Below are 18,632 nucleotides of genomic sequence, written 5' to 3'. Positions count from 1 at the left end.
TTCCGGGCGCCCGGCCGCCTTCAGGGGAACAGCGCGATCTGCTCGAGCCCCAGCGTCTCGGGATAGCCGAGCACCAGGTTCATGTTCTCGACCGCCTGGCCCGACGCGCCCTTGACCAGGTTGTCGATGGCCGAAACCACGATCACCCGGTTCGGCACGCGGTCTTGGACGAGGCCGATCATGATCAGGTTGGAGCCGCGGACATGCCGGGTCTGCGGCGTCTGGCCGAGCGGCAGGAGGTGCACGAAGGGCTCGCGTGCATAGGCCTGGGCGATGATCGCGTGCAGGTCGGCCGCGGTCCGGCCGCGCTTGGCGGTGACATAGGTGGTCGCCAGCATGCCCCGGCTCATCGGCATGAGGTGGGGTGTGAAGGTGGCGAGGACGGGCTTGCCGGCGGCGATCGACAGCTCCTGGTCGAGCTCCGAGGAATGCCGGTGCCCGGCGACGCCATAGGCGTGCAGGCCTTCCGTCACCTCGCAGTAGAGGCTGCCTTCCTTGGCCGCGCGGCCAGCGCCGGAGACACCGGACTTGGCGTCGACGACAATGTTGTCGCTATCGATCGCCTTCTTCTTCAGGAGCGGCGCGAGCGGCAGGATCGAGCAGGTCGGGTAGCAGCCGGGATTGGCGACCAGCCGCGCCTTCTTGATCGCCGCCCTGTGCAGCTCCGGCAGGCCGTACACGGCCTCGGCCTGGACGTCGAGCGCATGATGTTCGTGACCATACCAGCGGGCATAGTCGGCCGGGTTGGCGAGCCGGAAATCGGCCGAGAGGTCGACCACCTTGATGTCGCTGCGCGCCTTCAGGATGGAAGCGATCACCGTCTGCGTCGTGCCATGCGGCAGCGCGCAGAAGACGAGATCGACCGCTGCCGCCTTCCAGTCGATGCTGTCGATGGACACGAGGTCGGGCAGTTGGAACGGCGCGAATTGCGGGAACACCTCCGCCATCGGCTGGCCGGCCTTGCGGTCCGCGGTCATCAGCACGATCTCGACGCGCGGATGCCTGAGCAGCAGGCGAACGAGTTCCGATCCGGTATAGCCGGACGCGCCGAGGATGGCGATTTTGGCCTTGGTAGCCATGGCAGGTCTCCGCAGGGACGAAGGATGAGACGGGTTTTGGGGGTGGTTCAGGCGAAAAAAAAGCCGCGCTGGCTGCGCGGCGATCGGATCGACCAGGGCAAGCGACCGCGCGCGCTCATCGCAGGATGAGACGGCGGCGTCGGGTGCAGGTCGAGATCGTGTTCATGGCGGGGTTATGTGCGGGCGGACGGCCGGCCTGTCAAGCCCTTTCGGGGCTGAATCGAAAGGCGGTTCGATATCGCGTGCCAAGACCGGAAAGTACCAGCTACGATGACACGACCAGAGCGGAGATGCCCATGCTGAGGGGAAGCTGTCTTTGCGGCGCGGTAGCCTATGAGGTCGACGCCGAGGCGGGGCCGATCGTCCACTGCCATTGTCGGACATGCCGCAAGGCACACGGCTCGGCCTTCTCCAGTGTCAGCAATGTTCCGCGTGACGCATTCCGATGGACACGCGGCGAAGCGATCCTCGGCCGCTTTGAATCATCGCCCGGAAAGACCCGTCATTTCTGCACGCGCTGCGGTTCGCACATCCTGGCCGCCCGCCAGGGCCAGCCGACGGTGCTGCTGCGCCTGGGATGCCTGGATACGCCGATCGCCGAGACGCCGACGGCGCATATCTGGCGATCGGACGCGGCGACCTGGTACGACCCGAAGACCGCGCTGCCCGAGTTTCCCGGCGGTATGCCGGCTCGTTCGAAATAGGCGGTGGCCGCCTGACGGTGGAGACGCGGCCGGGGCGCGCGGAAGTCAGTCGCGGCTGGACTCCGGCTGCACAACACCGCGCCTATCGGTTCACCCCGGGGGCGCCTGCGCTCGACGATAACGATCGAAGGTCGTCCCATAGGCCGCGCGCTGCCCTTGCGCCGTGAAGCCAAGCGCCAGCGCGGTGGCAATCGAGGGCCGGTTCTGTGGGTCGATCAGCGCGAGCACCTCGGCAAGGCCGACCGTCGCGAAGCCGTGAGACAAAACACGGGCGGCCGCCTCGCGGGCGTAGCCCCTGCCCCAGGCCGCACGCGGCAGACGCCAGCCGATCTCGACGCCCGGTCCGCTCCCTTCGACCGGGATCAGCAGCACGGTGCCGAGGAAATCGTGCGGCGACAGCTTCGAACGGATCGTCCAATGTCCGAGCCCCGGGCCGAAATCATGGCCGATACGCCCGGCGAGCGCGGCACGGTAGCCCGCGGGATCGAAACCGTCGCGGAAAGCCGGCGGCATGAAGCGCCGCACGATCGGATCGGCATCCATCGCGACGAAATCCTCGATATCGCACGCGGCGCGCGGGTCGAGGATCAGTCGCTCGGTCGACATCCGGGGAACCATGACCTCTCCGAACCGCAACCTTCGGCCGCGCCGCGCTCACCGGTTCGCGCCCGGCACCCACAACACGTCGCGCGCGCCCTTGTCGTTGAGGTAGCGGCCGGCGACGAACAGGAAATCCGAGAGACGGTTGATATAGTGGAGCGAGGCCTGCGACACGATCTCGCCGGCCTGGCGCGACAGCGCCACCATGACGCGCTCGGCCCGCCGGCTGATCGTGCGGGCAAGATGCAGGTGGGCCGCCGCCGGGCTGCCGCCCGGCAGGATGAAGCTCTTCAGCGGCTTCAGCTCGGCATTCAGCCGATCGATCTCGCCTTCGAGGCGCGTGACCTGCGCCGGCACGATGCGCAGCGGCTCGTAAGGCAGCGCCTCGCCGGTATCGGGCGTCGCGAGATCGGCGCCGAGATCGAACAGATCGTTCTGGATCCGCGACAGCATGGCGTCGAGCTCGCCCTGGTCGGCGGTATGCAGGCGCGCGAGCCCGATCGCCGCATTGGCCTCGTCGACGATGCCATAGGCCTCGACGCGCAGGTCGAACTTGAGCCGCCGGCCGCCGGCGGCGAGCCCGGTGGTGCCGTCATCGCCGGTACGCGTGTAGATCTTGTTGAGCTTGACCATGGTTCTCCCGCCCCTGCCCGCCGGTCAGCCGCCGCTGGCCTTCAGCCAGATCGCGATCACGATGACGATGATCGCCAGGAACTGGAGCCCGACGCGCCAGCGCATCAGGGTTTGCGACGTGCTGGCCGGGCCGTTGCGCAGCATGTTGACGAGCCCCATCAGCAGCACGACGGCAACCGCGCCGATGGCGATGGGGACGAACATCGTGAAGTTCATGGGTCTTTTCCACTGTCGGGCGCCATGCCTTTCGGACGGCGCGCTCCCCATCCAGATGTAAGCGATCGGTCGCGGCGATGCCATGGCGCAACGGGAGCGCTATGGCGGAACCGCGAGGCGAAGGCCAGGGTTCCAGAACGGTGCAATGTCTGATATCGGGCCGCGATCGCCGCCTGGCCATATCCATGACCGAGCGTGGCAACCCGCAATTGTGGGGGCTTTCGCCGCTTCTGTTTCCGTTCCGTTCGCTTCCGGGCGCGCATGTGCCAAGATAAGCGAATCGATTCGGGCACCTTCGCCGGATTTTCCGGCCAGGCCCCTTTTGAGCTCATGGTGTACAATGGATTCCAACGACCTGTTCGAGCGATCCGGTTCGGAAAAGCCGGCCGCCGCGCGCGCAGCCGCCGGCCGGCCAAAGGCCGAGCCGGTCAAGGCTCAGGCGAAAGCCGGCGCCGGCACGCCGGGCGAACAGGGCTATACCGCCTCCTCCATCGAGGTTCTGGAAGGGCTTGAGCCTGTCCGGCGCCGTCCGGGCATGTATATCGGCGGCACCGACGAGAAGGCGCTGCACCACCTCTTCGCCGAAGTCATCGACAATTCCATGGACGAGGCCGTGGCTGGCCATGCCACCTGGATCGATGTCGAGCTCGACGCCGACGGGGCGCTGACGGTCACCGACAACGGCCGCGGCATCCCGATCGACCCGCATCCCAAATTCCCGGGCAAGTCGGCGCTCGAGGTCATCATGTGCACCCTGCACGCGGGCGGCAAGTTCGACTCCAAGGTCTACGAGACCTCGGGCGGCCTGCACGGCGTCGGCGTCTCGGTGGTCAATGCGCTGTCCGTCGAGCTCGACGTCGAAGTCGCGCGCAGCCAGACCCTCTACCGCCAGCGCTTCTCCCGCGGCGTTCCGCTGGGAGGCCTCGAGGAGCTCGGCCGGGTGCAGAACCGGCGCGGCACGAGGATCCGCTTCCTGCCCGATCCGCAGATCTTCAAGGACGGCCATCACTTCAAGCCGGCGCGCCTGTTCAAGATGGCGCGGTCCAAGGCCTATCTGTTCGGCGGCGTCGAGATCCGCTGGAGCTGCGCCCCGGAGCTGGTCAAGGGCACGGACGTTCCGGAAAAGGCCGTTCTGCGCTTCCCCGGCGGCCTGAAGGACTATCTCGCCGCCACCCTCACCGGCGCGACCATGGTCCACCAGGACATCTTTTCCGGCAAGATCGACCGCCAGGGCCACGGCTCGGCGGAATGGGCGATCGGCTGGGTCGGCGACCAGGACGGCTTCATCTCGTCCTACTGCAACACCATCCCGACCCCCGAGGGCGGCACCCATGAGCAGGGCCTGAGGATCGCGCTGCTGCGCGGCCTGAAAGACCATGCCGAGCGCACCGGCAACAAGCGCGCCGCGCAGATCACCACCGACGACATCCTGGCCGGTTGCGCGGTCATGCTGTCGGTGTTCATCCGCGAGCCCGAATTCCAGGGCCAGACCAAGGACAAGCTGGCGACCGCCGAGGCCTCGCGCATCGTCGAAAACGCCATTCGCGACCCGTTCGACCACTGGCTTGCCGGCAATCCGAACCAGGCCAACCGCCTGCTCGACTGGGTGATCGAGCGGGCCGAGGAGCGCCTGCGCCGGCGCGCGGAAAAGGAGGTCAACCGCAAGACGGCGGTGCGCAAGCTGCGCCTGCCCGGCAAGCTCGCCGACTGCTCCAACAACCAGGCCGAGGGCTCCGAACTGTTCATCGTCGAGGGCGACTCGGCGGGCGGCTCGGCCAAGCAGGCGCGCGACCGCAAGACCCAGGCGATCCTGCCGCTGCGCGGCAAGATCCTCAACGTCGCCAGCGCCGGCCGCGACAAGCTCGCGCAGAACCAGCAGCTGTCCGATCTGATCCAGGCGCTCGGCTGCGGCACCGGCTCGCACTATCGCGATGACGACCTGCGCTACGAGAAGGTCATCATCATGACCGATGCGGATGTCGACGGCGACCACATCGCGACGCTGCTGATCACCTTCTTCTACCGGCAGATGCCGCGGCTGATCGACAACGGCCATCTTTATCTCGCGGTGCCGCCGCTGTACCGCCTCAGCCAGGGCGGCAAGACGATCTATGCGCGCGACGACGCCCACAAGGACGAGCTCCTGAAATCCGCCTTCAAGGGCAACCAGAAGGTGGAGATCGGCCGTTTCAAAGGCCTCGGCGAGATGATGCCGCAGCAGCTGAAGGAAACCACCATGGACCCGAAGGTGCGCACGCTGCTGCGCGTCCATGTCGAGCCCGAGGAGCGGCCGGAAACCTCCGACAGCGTCGAGCGGCTGATGGGCGCCAAGGCCGAGCCGCGCTTCGCCTTCATCCAGGAACGGGCCGAGTTCGCCGAAGAGCTGGATATCTGAGATGTCGGGGGGTGCGGCCCGGCCCGCCCCCGTCAAGGTGGCCCTCATCGCCGCCGCCCTCGCGGCTGGCCTCGTCCCTGCCCCGGCCCGGGCGGACCCGGTCGACGCGGCGCGGCTGCTGGCGGCCATTCCCGGCGAGATCATGTTCGTCCGGATCGCCGGCACCTGGGCGAGCCCGGAGCGCGAGGGCCTGACCCGCATCGTGCTGATCCGCCCTTCGGTGCGCGCGGAGGCGATGCGGCTGTTCGTCCAATGGCTCGCGCCGGACAGCCGGGGCAGCCGCTTCGCGGTCGTCGCCGCCGAAGAGGTGCCCGAAGTCTTCGATTGGCGCATCAAGATCGACGACTATCGCATCGAGCCCGAAACGACCGGCTCGCGTGTCCTGTTCGAGGCAACCGTGCTCACCAACGGCCAGCGCCGCCGCTACGAACTGACCATCGGCCCGCCGGGCGACGTCATGTTCGCGGCGCGCTGAGCAACGGCAGGCCTACCAGGCCAGCCAATCCGCCAGGGCCGCGTTCACCGCCTCGGGCCGCTCCAGCGTCGACAGATGGCCGCAGTCGGGGATCCGGACGAGCCGGGCTCCCGGGATCGCGTCGGCCATGTCCTCGGACATGAAGGGCGGCGTGATGACGTCGCCCTCCCCGACCAGCACCAGGGTCGGACAGGTGATCGCGCCAAGGCCGGGCTGGTAGTCCGGCCGCGCCAGCACCGCCTTCTGCTGGCGGATGAAGGTTTCCGGCCCGGTCGCATCGTGCATGGCCCGCACCTGCGCCTCCAGCGCGGCGTCGTGCACCCGGGCCACATCCACCAGACGGTGCCAGAGCAGGCTGTGGACCTCGTCGAAATGGCCGCGCTCGGCGAATTTAAGGGTCATCCGGCGGATTTCGGCGTCCTGTTCGGTATCCGCGCTCGCCCGCGTGTCCAGGAGCGCGAGGCGCGTCACCCGCTCCGGCGCCCGGCGCATGACCTCGAACGCCACATAGCCGCCGAACGACAGGCCGCCGAGAGCAAAGACCGGCGGTGCTTCGGCCAGAAGCCGTTCCGCCACCGCCGCGATCGTGGCGTCCTGGCGGTGGTCGGCGATGATGACCTCCCGGGACCGGCCGATCGCCTTGCGTTGCGGCGCAAAAAGCGCCTCGGTGCAATTCAAGCCTGGAACCAGGACAAGCGGCTCGTGTGCCATGATGACGTCTTCCAACACCCGGAATCGGGCCAAGCCCTCTGACGACATCGTGCCCTGAAAATCAGGGCCAAAGCGATGCAAACACGTCGTGTCGTACCGTTTGCACAGCTGACATTCATTGACAATCCGGCCTCAGGAGCTATGTTGCAGCGCGTCGAGAAGGCTTAAGCAGCATTTGCGCCTTCCGCACCGTCCGTCCGGCCTCGTGGGTTCTAGGGGCCGATCCGCGCGAAACCGTTTCGCGCCGAACGTCACCTCTCCGTCATCAGACCCTTCAAGGCCAAGGACTAAACAACCCTATGTCATTTTCCGAACTGGGCCTCAGCGCCAAGGTTCAATCGGCCGTCGCCAGCGCCGGCTATACCACCCCCACCCCGATCCAGGCCGAAGCCATTCCGCATGTGCTGGCCCGGCGCGACGTGCTCGGCATCGCCCAGACCGGCACCGGCAAGACGGCGGCCTTCACGCTGCCCATGCTGACCATGCTGGAGGAAGGCCGTGCCAGGGCGCGCATGCCGCGCACGCTCATTCTCGAGCCGACGCGCGAGCTCGCCGCCCAGGTCGAGGAAAACTTCGTCAAATATGGCGCCAACCACAAGCTGAGCGTGGCGCTGCTCATCGGCGGCGTTTCGTTCGGCGACCAGGATGCCAAGCTGACCCGCGGCGTCGACGTGCTGATCGCGACGCCCGGTCGCCTGCTCGACCATTTCGAGCGCGGCCGCCTGCTGCTCACCGGCGTCGAACTGCTCGTCATCGACGAAGCCGACCGCATGCTGGACATGGGCTTCATCCCGGACATCGAGCGCATCTGCAAGATGGTGCCGTTCACCCGGCAGACGCTGTTCTTCACGGCCACCATGCCGCCGGAGATCCAGCGCATCACCGAGCAGTTCCTGCACAATCCGGTCAAGGTCGAGGTCGCCCGTCCGGCCTCCACCGCCAGCACCATCACCCAGAAGCTGGTGAAGGCCGGCCGCAAGGACTACGAGAAGCGCGACGTGCTGCGCCACCTCATCCGCGGCGCCGAGAACCTGAAGAACGCGATCATCTTCTGCAACCGCAAGAGCGAGGTCGCGACGCTCTACAAATCCCTGCAGAAGCACGACTTCTCGGTCGCGGCCCTGCATGGCGACATGGACCAGCGCGCGCGCATGCAGGCACTGGCCTCGTTCCGTGACGGCGCCACCCAGCTCCTGGTCGCCTCCGACGTCGCCGCGCGCGGGCTCGACATTCCCGATGTCAGCCACGTCTTCAACTACGACACCCCGCATCATCCGGAGGACTATGTCCACCGGATCGGCCGCACCGGCCGCGCGGGGCGTCTCGGCACCGCCATCACCATCGTCACCACCGAGGACATGAAGGCGCTGGCGGCCATCGAGAAGCTGATCGGCCAGGCGATCAACTGGGATGGCTCGCCGGTTTCGGACGAGGAGGCGAGCGAGGCGCGGCGCGAGCGCCGCGGCAGCCGTGAAGGCGGACGCGGCGAAGCCGGCCGCGGCCGGCGTGGCGACGCCAAGGGCGGCGATGCCCGGCGCGGCGAAGCACGGCCCGGCGGCGATCGCCCGGCCCGTTCCGCCCGCGAAGATCGTCCTGTCCGCGACGACCGGCCCGCCCGCGAGGATCGTGCGCCGCGCGGCCAGCCGTCGCCCCGGTCCCAGCAGCGCTCGGACGCCTCGGAAGAGGCCGATCTGTCGCATCTTCCGCAGTTTCTGCTGCGCCCGATAACCTTTAAGTCCCGTCAACCGGCCAAATCGTAACGATCGCCTTTACCGGCCATTCAGTATTGGCTGCATAACCTGCCGGCTACAATCCAAGGGGGCTGCGTCCTGCCCGCCTCCTGTCCGGCAGGGACGGCCGCCGCCATGTTTGAGCGTTACGACGACATCGAACGGACGCATTCCTTCGCCGATCTGGCCTTCGGACAGATCAAGGGGCGCAAGCTTGCGGCGATCCCGCGCAACTACGAGGTCTGGTACGCCTATGCTTCCGGCTACCACACCGAGCTCTCGGACGCGGTCAATGCGCTGATCGCCGAGCATGGCGCGGTCAGCCAGGATCAGCTCGATGCGATCTACGAGCAGTTCCTGTCGCCTGGCCGCCTCACCGACAAGATCGACGTCGTCGGCAGCCGCGTCATGGACGAGATCGAAGGCGTCATGCGGATGATCGATTCGGCGGCCGGCCAGGCGAGCGCCTATGGCCACGATCTCGCCGGGGCCTCGGCCAAGCTGTCGGCGGCCGGCTCGAGCGACGGCGTCCGGGCGGTCATCGAGACCCTGGTGCGCTCGACCCGCGAAATCGAAGCCAACAACAAGGCGCTGGAGCAGCGACTGCGCGCATCGCGCAGCGAAATCAGGCAGTTGCAGGACAATCTTGATGCAGCGCGCACGGAATCGCTGACCGATCCGCTAACCTCGCTCGGCAATCGCAAATATTACGACCAGGCGATCAACAAGGCCCTCCTGCTGGCGCAGAAGTCCGGCACGCCGCTGGCGCTCCTGGTCAGCGACATCGACAACTTCAAGAAGTTCAACGACACGTTCGGCCATCTGACCGGCGACCAGGTGCTGCGGCTCGTGGCCCTGGCGGTCAAGCAGAACGTCAAGCCGGGCGACCTCGCCTGCCGCTACGGCGGCGAGGAATTCGCGATCATCCTGCCCGACACGACGCAGCGCGCGGCGGTCTCGGTCGCCGAGCACATCCGGCGCGCGGTCATGACCAAGGAACTGATCAAGCGCTCGACCAGCGAAAATCTCGGCCGGATCACGGTCTCGCTCGGCGTCGCCATGTTCCAGCCGGGCGACACCGCGGCGACACTCTATGAGCGCGCAGACAAGTGCCTCTATACCGCCAAGCGCAGCGGCCGGAACCGCGTGATCTGCGAAACCGACGCTGAAATCACCCGCGAGCGCCCCAAGGTGGCCTGAACCGATATTGGCCGCGAGGCTATCTCGGCCGGCACTGGTGGCCGAGCGGGTCGACATGGTTCGCGCCCGGACGTGGCGCCGTCGCTTCGGCGCCGGCCGGACGGCCCGGCGCTCACCCGTCGAGGAAAGCCTGCGCCATGTCGATAAGGCCCGGGGCATCGGGCAGCGTGTAGTGGGTGACGCCGGGCAGGATCGCCAGTCTGTGGCGAACCATGCCAGACCCGTCCCAGCCGCCGTCGCGCAGCCCGCCTCCGAGCAACTGGTAGAAGCGCACGATATGCCCCGGCTCGAAGATGTCGCTGTCGCCGTAGACCAGTAGCGTGGTCGGCTTCAGCGCCACCGCCTCTTCCGACCAGTCATACGGTTGGCGCAGAGCCTCGCCCATGCGTGCGACGAATTCGGGGAAATCCTCGACGCGCGGCGCCACCGCCTTGTACGCGTCGTATAACGGGGTCTGCATCAGCATGGAGGCGGTCTCGCGGGTGAGGCGCTGCTGCTGCGCGCGGACGTCCGGATAGAAGCCTGTATCGGCATAGGCGACGGAAGCCAGGACCAGCTTGCATACCGCCTCGGGGTGTTGCGCCGCCAGCCGGAAGGCGACCTTGGCGCCGGCGGAATAGCCCACCGCGTCCACCCGCTCGAACCCGAGGGAGCGCACCACGGTCGCCATGTCGTCGCCCATGGCGACGGTATCGATCGGCCGATCGGTCAGCGCGGTGCGGCCGTGGCCGTAGAGGTCGACGCTGATCACCCGGCGTCGCTCGGCGAGGCGATCGCGCAGCGGGGCGAACATGTCCATCGTGCCGAACCCGCCGTGCAGCAGCAGCAGGGGCGCGCCCTCGCCGTGGATCTCGTAACCATAGCGGACGCCGCCCGCTTCGGCATGGCCCTTCCTGATCTGGCTCATCGTCGTCCTCCGCTGTCTCTTTCGAAGGACGTCACCGGGAGACGCGATCCGACAAGGGAGCGCAAAATCATGTGGGTCGGCCGGCTCCCCACCTATCGCGCGCGGGACGCCTTCGGCTTGCCGCCGCGCGACGGCCGGGGCACGGGCCTTCTTGCCGCGGCCCTGAGCGCGGCGCTCCAGGCAAGACCCGCCCACTGCCTCACGCTCGCTTCGTCGTCATAGCAGGCTTCCGGCATGCGCCGGTAGTTCAGGCCCATTTCCTTGCCCGCCCTGGTGGTCATGACGAAAGGGGGGCAATTCTCGGCGGTGAAGGCGGCGTCGGCCTCCGCATCCGACTTCAGATAGACCACGCCGTCATGGACGAGCGCGAACATCAACCCATCGCGCATGATGCCCTGGCCGCCGAACATTGTTCGGACGACGATGGGGCCGAAGGGCTGGAACAGGTCTTTCAGGACGTCGGGATCGATCAGCCCCGAGCGCATCAGGAGGCGCCGAGCGCTTCCGGGGCGGCGGGCGTCAGCGCGATCGATTCGCCGCAGCCGCAGGCCGAGGTCTGGTTCGGGTTGTTGAACACGAACCGCGCCGACATCTTGTCGACGACATAGTCCATCTCGGTGCCGAGCAGATAGAGCACGGCCTTCGCGTCGATGAAGACGCGCACGCCCTTGTCCTCGACGATCTCGTCGAATTTGGCCGGCCCGTCGATGAACTCCATCGTATATTCCATGCCCGCGCAGCCGCCCTTCTTGACGCCGACCCTGAGGCCGGCCTGGGCGTTGCCCGCGGCCTCGGTGAGCGCCCTCACCCGTTCGGCAGCGGCATTGGTGAGGCGCATGGCCTGCATTTTCGGTAGCGGCATGGTCTTCAGGTCTCCGAAACGGACCGGGTTCAAGGCCCGGCGTCCAAAGCAGCTCTGATCAAGATATAGAAAGTAGCCGGGCGAAGTTAAGCCCGGATGTCGCCGTCACCACATGTTGAGCGCGACGCGCGCCTCGTCCGACATGCGGCTCTGGTCCCAGGGCGGATCGAAGGTCAGCGTCACCTTGACCTCGGCAATGCCGGGAACAGATGCGACGGCATTCTCGACCATGCCCGGCAGTTCGGCCGCGGCGGGGCACGACGGCGAGGTCAGCGTCATGTCGATCGCCACCTTGCGGTCATCATCGATATCGACGCGGTAGATCAGCCCGAGCTCGTAGATATCGGCGGGAATCTCGGGGTCGTAGACCGACTTCATGGCCGCGACGATGTCGTCGGTCAGCCGATCCAGCTCTTCCGGCGGGATCGCCGACGTGTCGCCGGCGACCGTCGTGTTGAGCGTCTGAGTATCGTCCATAGGGGTCAAGGTCCCTTGTTCGTATGAAACCGCGCAGGCCATCCGTGGCGGTGACAACGCCGCGAACGTCACATAATGCCGTCGGCGCGGCATTTCAAATCGAACGCCGCGCGGGCGCCCGATCAGCCGAACATGCCCTGGGCCTTGATCAGCGCCTCGGCCAGCGCATCGACCTCGTCGCGGGTGTTGTAGAGCGCGAAGGACGCCCGGCAGGTGGAAGTGACGCCGAAACGCTGCAGGAGCGGCATGGCGCAATGCGTGCCGGCACGGACCGCGACGCCGTAGCGGTCGATCACGGTCGCAACGTCATGGGCATGGGCGCCCTTCATCTCGAACGAGACGATCGCCCCCTTGTCACGCGCCTCGCCGAAGATCCGGAGCGAATTGATCGCGCCGAGCCGCTCATGGGCATAGCGCACCAGCCCATCCTCATGCGCTCGGATCTTGTCACCGCCGATCGACATCATGTAGTCGAGCGCCTCGCCGAGGCCGATCGCCTGGACGATCGCCGGCGTACCCGCCTCGAAACGATGCGGCGGATCGTTGTAGGTCACCGTTTCGGTGGTGACGACGCTGATCATCTCGCCGCCGCCGTTGAAGGGCGGCATGCGGTCGAGGTGCTCGCGCTTGCCGTAAAGCACGCCGATACCGGTCGGCCCGTACACTTTGTGGCCGGTGAACACATAGAAGTCGGCATCGAGGTCGCGGACGTCGACGTCCATGTGGACGGCGGCCTGGGAACCGTCGACCAGCACCGGAATGCCGCGGGCATGGGCAAGACGGATCGCGTCCTTGATCGGCACCACCGTTCCGAGCGCATTCGACATGTGGGTCAGCGCGACCATTTTGACCCGCGGCCCGAGCAGCTTCTCGAACTCATCGAGGAGAAAATTGCCCTGATCGTCGATCGGCGCCCAGACGAGCTTCGCGCCGCTGCGCTCGCGGTGGAAGTGCCAGGGCACGATGTTGGAGTGATGCTCCATGATCGAGACGACGATCTCGTCGCCCTCGCCGATCACCATGCCGCCGAACGAGGCCGCCGCCAGATTGATCGCTTCGCTCGCATTGCGCGTGAAGATGATCTCGTCGGTCGAGCCTGCATTCAGGAACGCCCTGACGCTCTCGCGGGCGGCCTCATAGGCCTCCGTCGCGGCATTGGCGAGATAATGCAGGCCGCGATGGACATTGGCATATTCGGTCTCGTAGGCGCGCTTCATGCGCTCGATGACCGCCGCCGGCTTCTGCGCCGAAGCGGCATTGTCGAGATAGACGAGATCCTTGCCATAGGGCTTCAGCGCGAGCGCCGGAAAGTCCTTGCGGATCAGGTCGACATCATAGCCGTCGGCAACCGCGGGATGACGCGCGCCCATGCCTCACACCTTCTCGTCTCTGCGAACCGACATTCGCTTGATGCGCCCTGCATGGCCAACCGTCATGCAGGGCCGATCGGGAAGCCGTCAGCCTCAGCGCGTGCGCATCCACTCGGCGATCGTGCCGAACATGGCTTCGCGCAGCTCCTCGACCGCAGGCAGATCGCCGCCGAAATCCTCGATGGCTTCACGCGCGAAGGCCTCGATCAGCAGCGCCTCGGCTTCCGCATGCGGAATGCCGCGGGCCTTCAGGTAGAACATCAGGTCCGGGTCGAGCGCGCCGCAGGTGCAGCCGTGGCCGCACTGGACGTCGTCGGCGAAGATCTCGAGCTCCGGCTTGTTGTCCATGGACGGCCCTTCGGCCAGCATGATGGCCTGGCTCATCATCTTGCCGTCGGTCTTCTGGGCATCCGGCGCGACGATGATCTTGCCCTGGAACACGCCGTGGGCCTCGCCGTCGAGGACGTGCTTGAACGTCTCGCGGCTGTCGCAATGCGGCACGGCATGCTCGACCACCAGCGTGGTGTCCGAGTGCTGCTTGCCGCGCAGCATCGAGACGCCGCGAAGCGAGGCGGTCGAATGCTCGCCGGCGAACCGGACGAAGAGCTGGTTGCGCGAGATCGCCGCGCCGGTCGTCAGCGTCAGGCTGTCGAAATGGGCATCGGCGCCGATTTCCGCCTCGAGGGTCGCCAGATGCAGCGCATCCTTGCCGTCGACCTGCCGCCGGCCATGTTCCAGCGTCGCGCCGGCGCCGACCACGACCTGCAGCACCGAGTTCTTCTGATAGTCGGCCCCGTCGGGCCCGATATGGGTCTCGACGATCGTCGCCGACGCCTTGTCGCCGACAATCACCAGATTGCGCAGGTTGACGAAGCGCGCCGGCCCGTCGGAGACGATGGAGACGAGATCGAGCGCATGGCCGACCTCGGCACCCGGCGCGATTTCGACCAGCAGGCCGTCGGAGAGGAAGGACGCGTTCAGCGCGAAGGCGGCATTGCCCTGGGCGATCGTGCCGCCGGCAAGGCGGGCGGCGATCGCGGGCCGGCGCGCCAGCGCATCGGCCAGGCCCGACACGGTCACGCCCGCCGGCAGCTTGGAGAGGTCGGAGAGCTCCGGCGCGAAGGCACCGTCCAGCACCACGATGCGGCATTCGCCGATCCGCGGCAGGGCATAGAGCGAGGTCTTGGCCGCCAGCAGCGTCGCCGCGTCCGGGGCGCCGGCAAAGGGCTTGGCGTCGCGCATCATGGTGCGCAGGTCGGTATATTTCCACTCCTCGACGCGCCGGTGCGGCAGGCCGAGCATTTCGAAGCGGAAGAAGCCGGCCGAGCGCAGCGCTTCCAGCGCCTCGCTGCCAGCCCCCTTGGTCGCGGCATAGGCGCCGATCAGCGCCTGTTCCGCCGGGGTGCGAATGGGAGTGACCGCGTTCATCGCCTGATCCTCACGCCGCCTTGCCGACCACGTCGGCATAGCCGTTGGCTTCCAGCTCCAGGGCAAGCTCCGGTCCGCCGGTCTTGACGATCCGGCCCTTGGAGAGGACGTGCACGACGTCCGGCTTGATGTAGTCGAGCAGGCGCTGGTAGTGCGTGATGACGACGAAGGAGCGGTCGGGCGCGCGCATCCGGTTGACGCCGTCGGCGACGATCTTCAGCGCGTCGATGTCGAGGCCGGAATCGGTCTCGTCGAGGATCGCCAGCTTCGGCGCGAGCAGCGACATCTGCAGGATCTCGTTGCGCTTCTTCTCGCCGCCCGAGAAGCCGACATTGACCGAGCGCTTGAGCATGTCGGGGGAGATGCCGAGCTCCTTGGCCTTGGCGTTGACCAGCTTGATGAATTCCGGCGTTGCGATCTCGTCCTGGCCATTCTTCTTGCGCTGGGCGTTGATCGCCGCCTTCAGGAAGGTCATCTGGCCGACGCCGGGAATCTCGATCGGGTACTGGAAGGCCAGGAACAGGCCGGCCGCGGCGCGGTCCTCCGGCTCCATCTCCAGGATGTTGACGCCGTCGAGCCAGGCCTCGCCGTCGGTGACCTCATAGTCCTCGCGGCCGGCGAGAACATAGGAGAGCGTCGACTTGCCGGAACCGTTGGGGCCCATGATCGCGACGACCTTGCCGGTCTCCACGGTCAGGTTCAGGCCGTTGAGGATCTGGGTGTCCTCGTCGGCGATCTTGGCGGTCAGGTTCTTGATCTCGAGCATGGGTTAAGGTCCTGAAATGTCGTTGCGGCGTCCGGCCGTCTCAAGCGGCCATGCGCCTCGGGAATGGAGAGATCCGGCGCCTTGCGCCGGCGGCCGGGCTTTGGTGCCCCGGCCCGGAGGCACCCATCGGTCAGCCGACGCTGCCCTCCAGCGAGATGGCGATCAGCTTCTGCGCCTCGACCATGAACTCCATGGGCAGCTGCTGCAGGACGTCCTTGACGAAGCCGTTGACGATCAGCGCCACCGCCTCCTCGGCGGAGAGGCCGCGCTGCCGGCAATAGAACATCTGGTCCTCGGAGACCTTCGAGGTGGTCGCCTCGTGCTCGAACACCGCGGTCGAGGTCTTGCTCTCGATATAGGGCACGGTGTGTGCACCGCACTTGTCGCCGATCAGCAGCGAGTCGCAGTTGGTGAAGTTCTTGGCATTGGTCGCCCGGCGATGCGCCGAGACCAGGCCGCGATAGGTGTTCTCGGACCGGCCGGCGGCAATGCCCTTGGAGATGATCCGCGAACGCGTGTTCTTGCCGAGATGGATCATCTTGGTGCCGGAATCGACCTGCTGCGCGCCGTTCGACACGGCGATCGAATAGAACTCGCCCTGGCTGTCGTCGCCGCGCAGGATGCAGGAGGGATATTTCCAGGTGATCGCCGAGCCGGTCTCGACCTGGGTCCAGGAAATCTTGGAGCGCGCGCCGCGGCAGTCGCCGCGCTTGGTGACGAAATTGTAGATGCCGCCCCGGCCCTGGGCATCGCCCGGATACCAGTTCTGGACGGTCGAATATTTGATCTCGGCGTCCTCGAGCGCGATCAGCTCGACGACGGCCGCGTGCAGCTGGTTCTCATCGCGCATCGGCGCCGTGCAGCCTTCGAGATAGCTGACATAGGAGCCCTTGTCGGCAATGATCAGCGTGCGCTCGAACTGGCCGGTCTTCTGCTCGTTGATGCGGAAATAGGTCGACAGTTCCATCGGGCAGCGCACACCCGGCGGCACGTAGACGAAGGAACCGTCAGAGAACACGGCAGCGTTCAGCGTCGCGTAGAAATTGTCGGTCGTCGGAACCACCGAGCCGATATATTTCTTCACGAGCTCGGGATGTTCCTGCAGCGCTTCCGAGATCGAGCAGAAGATGACGCCGGCCTTCCGCAGCTCCTCCTTGAAGGTGGTGACCACGGAAACGCTGTCGAACACGGCATCGACGGCGATGCGGCTCTCGGGCGCGACACCGGCGAGGATCTCCTGTTCGCGCAGGGGGATGCCGAGCTTCTTGTAGGTCTCCAGGATCGCCGGATCGATCTCGTCCAGCGACTTCGGCGCCGGGTTGGACTTCGGCGCGGCGTAGTAGTGGATGTCCTGGAAGTCGATCTTCGGATAGTTGACGCGCGCCCAGTCGGGCTCGCGCAGGGTCAACCAGCGCCGCAGGGCCTCCAGCCGCCATTCCAGCATCCATGCCGGCTCTTTCTTGCGCGCGGAGATGTAGCGGACCGTGTCCTCGGAGAGACCGATGGGCGCAAGCTCCATCTCGATATCCGTCGAGAACCCGTATTTGTACTGGTCGACGTCGATCGCGCGGACCTGTTCAACGGTTTCTTGAACAGCAGGCATTGCTCTCTCCTCGTCCGTGCGGCTTCAAGGGCCGCAGGTTGGCATTCTCCGAGGCGGCGCTGGTGCGCCGGCCTCAGGCGGCCCGGGAACCCCGGCCCGCCAGCTTCTGAACATGCGCCGCCAGGGCGGCCGTGAAACGTTCCACATCGGCCCTGGTGGTGGACCATCCGAGGCTGACGCGGATTGCCGATTTCGCCTTGTCCGCCGGCAGCCCCATGGCGGCGAGCACATGGCTCGGCGCGACCTTGCCCGACGTACAGGCCGATCCGGTCGACACGGCGACGCCGGCGAGATCGAGGGCGATCATCGTCGTTTCACCGTCCAGACCCGGATGGACGGTCAGGCTGGTATTCGCCAAACGGTCCGCTTGCAAGCCAATAACCTCGCTCGCGCGGGATATAGTGGCGATCTCCGCCTCCATCCAGTCCCGCAGGACGGCGATCTCGGCGATTTCCTGACTCATTTTGTCAAGTACAGCCTGGGCCGCCGCACCGAAGCCGGCAATCCCGGTCAGATTTTCCGTGCCGGCCCGCCAGCGCATCTCCTGGCCGCCGCCCGTGACGAGACGGTCGAAGCCGACATCGTCGCCGGCGCGCACGAAGGCGCCGACGCCTTGCGGCGCGCCGATCTTGTGGCCGGACACGAAAAGCGCATCGGCGCCCAAGGCGGCGATGTCGACGGGCACCTTGCCGAGCGCCTGGACAGCATCAATGACCAGGCTCGCTCCATGGGCCTCGGCGAGACGGCGCACGTCCGCGAGCGGCTGCAGCACGCCGGTTTCGTTGTTGGCGAACATGACGGCGACGAGTGCCGGGCCCGGCGCGACGCCGAGCAAGGTCTCCAGCGCACCGAGATCGATCCGGCCAAGGCCGTCCACCGGGCAGACATGGATATCGGCGGGCGCGAACCGGCCGCCGGCCAGCACGCAGGAATGTTCGACCGCCGAAACGATGAGCGAACGGGCCGGGCCCGCCCGCAGGCCCTTGAACCCCGGCACGAGCAGGCTCGCCGCCGCTTCGCTGCCGCCGGAGGTGAAGGTGACGTGCTTGGCCTCGGCGCCCGTCAGCCGGGCGACCGCCTCACGGGCCGCCTCGACCAGCCGCCGCGCGGCGCGCCCCTCGCCATGCACCGCAGAGGCGTTGCCAGCGAGCGCCATCGCCGCCAACACGGCCTCGCGGGCCTCCGGCCGCAACGGCGCCGTGGCATTGTGGTCGAGATAGACGCGCGTCATGCGGTCGATCGGTCCTCGGTCGAAGCGCCCCGCCCGCAACGTCGCCTTCGCGAACGTCCCGATGCGGAAAAGCTTGGCATTTTGTCGTGGGATCGTGCTATAGGCCCGACCCTCACGTGTTTGAGCCGTTCGAACCCGTTCATCGGGCGACCGGGCGCAAACTTTAGAACAATTCTAAAAACTAAGGGTGACAGCCCGACCTGTCAAGGACGGACACCCACCGCGGGCAGGTTCGCTTTCGGGTC

Annotated in this window: 19 protein-coding genes; 5 read left to right on the top strand and 14 right to left on the bottom strand. The window is 66.8% G+C overall.

Features of this window, described 5'->3' with window-relative positions; all coding sequences use genetic code 11:
* Window positions 1-20: 20 nt before the first annotated feature.
* On the bottom strand, window positions 21-1,079 hold the full coding sequence (gene argC, locus OZ671_RS04205) for an N-acetyl-gamma-glutamyl-phosphate reductase (RefSeq protein WP_268859567.1): 1,059 nt from the start codon (window positions 1,077-1,079) through the stop codon (window positions 21-23).
* Window positions 1,080-1,375: 296 nt separating this feature from the next.
* Here argC and OZ671_RS04200 point away from each other — a divergent pair, with 296 nt between their 5' ends.
* A complete protein-coding gene (locus OZ671_RS04200) occupies window positions 1,376-1,783 on the top strand; it encodes a GFA family protein (RefSeq protein WP_268859566.1) in 408 nt (135 codons plus the stop codon).
* A gap of 90 nt (window positions 1,784-1,873) precedes the next feature.
* Here the strand turns inward: OZ671_RS04200 and OZ671_RS04195 are convergent, their stop codons facing one another.
* The 3 genes from OZ671_RS04195 to OZ671_RS04185 are packed head-to-tail and all read right to left on the bottom strand — an operon-like array spanning window position 1,874 to window position 3,232.
* Window positions 1,874-2,401: a GNAT family N-acetyltransferase gene (locus OZ671_RS04195; RefSeq protein ID WP_268859565.1), complete on the bottom strand. Its 528-nt coding sequence runs from the start codon at window positions 2,399-2,401 to the stop codon at window positions 1,874-1,876.
* A 36-nt stretch (window positions 2,402-2,437) separates the two neighbouring features.
* On the bottom strand, window positions 2,438-3,016 hold the full coding sequence (locus tag OZ671_RS04190; RefSeq protein WP_268859564.1) for a cob(I)yrinic acid a,c-diamide adenosyltransferase: 579 nt from the start codon (window positions 3,014-3,016) through the stop codon (window positions 2,438-2,440).
* A gap of 24 nt (window positions 3,017-3,040) precedes the next feature.
* Entirely contained in the window at window positions 3,041-3,232 is a 192-nt protein-coding gene (locus tag OZ671_RS04185) for a twin transmembrane helix small protein (protein ID WP_268859563.1), read from the bottom strand.
* Window positions 3,233-3,572: 340 nt separating this feature from the next.
* On the opposite strand from OZ671_RS04185, the gene parE reads away from it, so the two are divergent.
* Together parE and OZ671_RS04175 are read left to right on the top strand one after the other, a co-directional pair.
* A complete protein-coding gene (gene parE, locus OZ671_RS04180) occupies window positions 3,573-5,627 on the top strand; it encodes a DNA topoisomerase IV subunit B (protein ID WP_268859562.1) in 2,055 nt (684 codons plus the stop codon).
* 1 nt (window position 5,628) lies between these two features.
* The gene (locus OZ671_RS04175; protein WP_268859561.1) at window positions 5,629-6,102 is read left to right on the top strand and encodes a hypothetical protein; all 474 of its coding nucleotides are present in this window, start codon (window positions 5,629-5,631) and stop codon (window positions 6,100-6,102) included.
* A gap of 12 nt (window positions 6,103-6,114) precedes the next feature.
* On the opposite strand, the gene OZ671_RS04170 is transcribed toward OZ671_RS04175, so the two are convergent.
* Window positions 6,115-6,813, bottom strand: a complete 699-nt coding sequence (locus OZ671_RS04170; protein WP_268859560.1) for an alpha/beta fold hydrolase — start codon at window positions 6,811-6,813, stop codon at window positions 6,115-6,117.
* 299 nt (window positions 6,814-7,112) lie between these two features.
* On the opposite strand from OZ671_RS04170, the gene OZ671_RS04165 reads away from it, so the two are divergent.
* Both OZ671_RS04165 and OZ671_RS04160 read left to right on the top strand, forming a co-directional pair.
* Complete coding sequence (locus tag OZ671_RS04165) at window positions 7,113-8,573, top strand: DEAD/DEAH box helicase (RefSeq protein ID WP_268859559.1); 1,461 nt, start codon at window positions 7,113-7,115, stop codon at window positions 8,571-8,573.
* Between the two features lie 105 nt (window positions 8,574-8,678).
* Entirely contained in the window at window positions 8,679-9,743 is a 1,065-nt protein-coding gene (locus OZ671_RS04160; protein WP_268859558.1) for a GGDEF domain-containing protein, read from the top strand.
* A gap of 112 nt (window positions 9,744-9,855) precedes the next feature.
* On the opposite strand, the gene OZ671_RS04155 is transcribed toward OZ671_RS04160, so the two are convergent.
* The 9 genes from OZ671_RS04155 to OZ671_RS04115 form a co-directional block, all read right to left on the bottom strand.
* Entirely contained in the window at window positions 9,856-10,650 is a 795-nt protein-coding gene (locus OZ671_RS04155) for an alpha/beta fold hydrolase (protein ID WP_268859557.1), read from the bottom strand.
* Between the two features lie 92 nt (window positions 10,651-10,742).
* On the bottom strand, window positions 10,743-11,135 hold the full coding sequence (locus tag OZ671_RS04150) for a TfoX/Sxy family protein (protein ID WP_268859556.1): 393 nt from the start codon (window positions 11,133-11,135) through the stop codon (window positions 10,743-10,745).
* Window positions 11,135-11,512 (bottom strand): HesB/IscA family protein, encoded by a 378-nt coding sequence (locus OZ671_RS04145; protein WP_268859555.1) that lies wholly within the window; start codon window positions 11,510-11,512, stop codon window positions 11,135-11,137. Before OZ671_RS04145 ends, OZ671_RS04150 begins: the two co-directional genes overlap by 1 nt.
* A gap of 105 nt (window positions 11,513-11,617) precedes the next feature.
* Window positions 11,618-11,989 (bottom strand): SUF system Fe-S cluster assembly protein, encoded by a 372-nt coding sequence (locus tag OZ671_RS04140; RefSeq protein ID WP_038312511.1) that lies wholly within the window; start codon window positions 11,987-11,989, stop codon window positions 11,618-11,620.
* Between the two features lie 122 nt (window positions 11,990-12,111).
* Window positions 12,112-13,359, bottom strand: coding sequence for a cysteine desulfurase (locus OZ671_RS04135; protein WP_268859554.1), 1,248 nt, complete (start codon window positions 13,357-13,359; stop codon window positions 12,112-12,114).
* 93 nt (window positions 13,360-13,452) lie between these two features.
* On the bottom strand, window positions 13,453-14,787 hold the full coding sequence (sufD, locus tag OZ671_RS04130) for a Fe-S cluster assembly protein SufD (RefSeq protein WP_268859553.1): 1,335 nt from the start codon (window positions 14,785-14,787) through the stop codon (window positions 13,453-13,455).
* A gap of 10 nt (window positions 14,788-14,797) precedes the next feature.
* Window positions 14,798-15,553: a Fe-S cluster assembly ATPase SufC gene (sufC, locus tag OZ671_RS04125; protein WP_268859552.1), complete on the bottom strand. Its 756-nt coding sequence runs from the start codon at window positions 15,551-15,553 to the stop codon at window positions 14,798-14,800.
* A gap of 130 nt (window positions 15,554-15,683) precedes the next feature.
* Window positions 15,684-17,156: a Fe-S cluster assembly protein SufB gene (sufB, locus tag OZ671_RS04120; RefSeq protein ID WP_268859551.1), complete on the bottom strand. Its 1,473-nt coding sequence runs from the start codon at window positions 17,154-17,156 to the stop codon at window positions 15,684-15,686.
* Window positions 17,157-17,229: 73 nt separating this feature from the next.
* Window positions 17,230-18,387 (bottom strand): cysteine desulfurase family protein, encoded by a 1,158-nt coding sequence (locus OZ671_RS04115; RefSeq protein ID WP_268859550.1) that lies wholly within the window; start codon window positions 18,385-18,387, stop codon window positions 17,230-17,232.
* Window positions 18,388-18,632 lie beyond the last annotated feature (245 nt).

This window comes from Phreatobacter sp. AB_2022a, assembly GCF_026847585.1.
In the GTDB taxonomy this organism is placed as follows: Bacteria; Pseudomonadota; Alphaproteobacteria; order Rhizobiales; family Phreatobacteraceae; genus Phreatobacter.
The sequence above is the reverse complement of the archived record's forward strand: the minus strand, read 5'-3'. Positions and strand labels throughout refer to the sequence as shown.

Excerpts from the sequence above, each read along its gene's own strand:
- OZ671_RS04145 (WP_268859555.1), bottom strand. The coding sequence starts at position 11,512 with ATGCCGCTACCGAAAATGCAGGCCATGCGCCTCACCAATGCCGCTGCC.
- OZ671_RS04175 (WP_268859561.1), top strand. The coding sequence starts at position 5,629 with ATGTCGGGGGGTGCGGCCCGGCCCGCCCCCGTCAAGGTGGCCCTCATC.
- OZ671_RS04135 (WP_268859554.1), bottom strand. The coding sequence starts at position 13,359 with ATGGGCGCGCGTCATCCCGCGGTTGCCGACGGCTATGATGTCGACCTG.
- parE (WP_268859562.1), top strand. The coding sequence starts at position 3,573 with ATGGATTCCAACGACCTGTTCGAGCGATCCGGTTCGGAAAAGCCGGCC.
- argC (WP_268859567.1), bottom strand. The coding sequence starts at position 1,079 with ATGGCTACCAAGGCCAAAATCGCCATCCTCGGCGCGTCCGGCTATACC.
- OZ671_RS04155 (WP_268859557.1), bottom strand. The coding sequence starts at position 10,650 with ATGAGCCAGATCAGGAAGGGCCATGCCGAAGCGGGCGGCGTCCGCTAT.
- sufB (WP_268859551.1), bottom strand. The coding sequence starts at position 17,156 with ATGCCTGCTGTTCAAGAAACCGTTGAACAGGTCCGCGCGATCGACGTC.
- OZ671_RS04200 (WP_268859566.1), top strand. The coding sequence starts at position 1,376 with ATGCTGAGGGGAAGCTGTCTTTGCGGCGCGGTAGCCTATGAGGTCGAC.
- OZ671_RS04150 (WP_268859556.1), bottom strand. The coding sequence starts at position 11,135 with ATGCGCTCGGGGCTGATCGATCCCGACGTCCTGAAAGACCTGTTCCAG.
- OZ671_RS04190 (WP_268859564.1), bottom strand. The coding sequence starts at position 3,016 with ATGGTCAAGCTCAACAAGATCTACACGCGTACCGGCGATGACGGCACC.
- OZ671_RS04165 (WP_268859559.1), top strand. The coding sequence starts at position 7,113 with ATGTCATTTTCCGAACTGGGCCTCAGCGCCAAGGTTCAATCGGCCGTC.
- OZ671_RS04140 (WP_038312511.1), bottom strand. The coding sequence starts at position 11,989 with ATGGACGATACTCAGACGCTCAACACGACGGTCGCCGGCGACACGTCG.
- OZ671_RS04195 (WP_268859565.1), bottom strand. The coding sequence starts at position 2,401 with ATGGTTCCCCGGATGTCGACCGAGCGACTGATCCTCGACCCGCGCGCC.
- OZ671_RS04170 (WP_268859560.1), bottom strand. The coding sequence starts at position 6,813 with ATGGCACACGAGCCGCTTGTCCTGGTTCCAGGCTTGAATTGCACCGAG.
- OZ671_RS04115 (WP_268859550.1), bottom strand. The coding sequence starts at position 18,387 with ATGACGCGCGTCTATCTCGACCACAATGCCACGGCGCCGTTGCGGCCG.
- OZ671_RS04160 (WP_268859558.1), top strand. The coding sequence starts at position 8,679 with ATGTTTGAGCGTTACGACGACATCGAACGGACGCATTCCTTCGCCGAT.
- OZ671_RS04185 (WP_268859563.1), bottom strand. The coding sequence starts at position 3,232 with ATGAACTTCACGATGTTCGTCCCCATCGCCATCGGCGCGGTTGCCGTC.
- sufC (WP_268859552.1), bottom strand. The coding sequence starts at position 15,553 with ATGCTCGAGATCAAGAACCTGACCGCCAAGATCGCCGACGAGGACACC.
- sufD (WP_268859553.1), bottom strand. The coding sequence starts at position 14,787 with ATGAACGCGGTCACTCCCATTCGCACCCCGGCGGAACAGGCGCTGATC.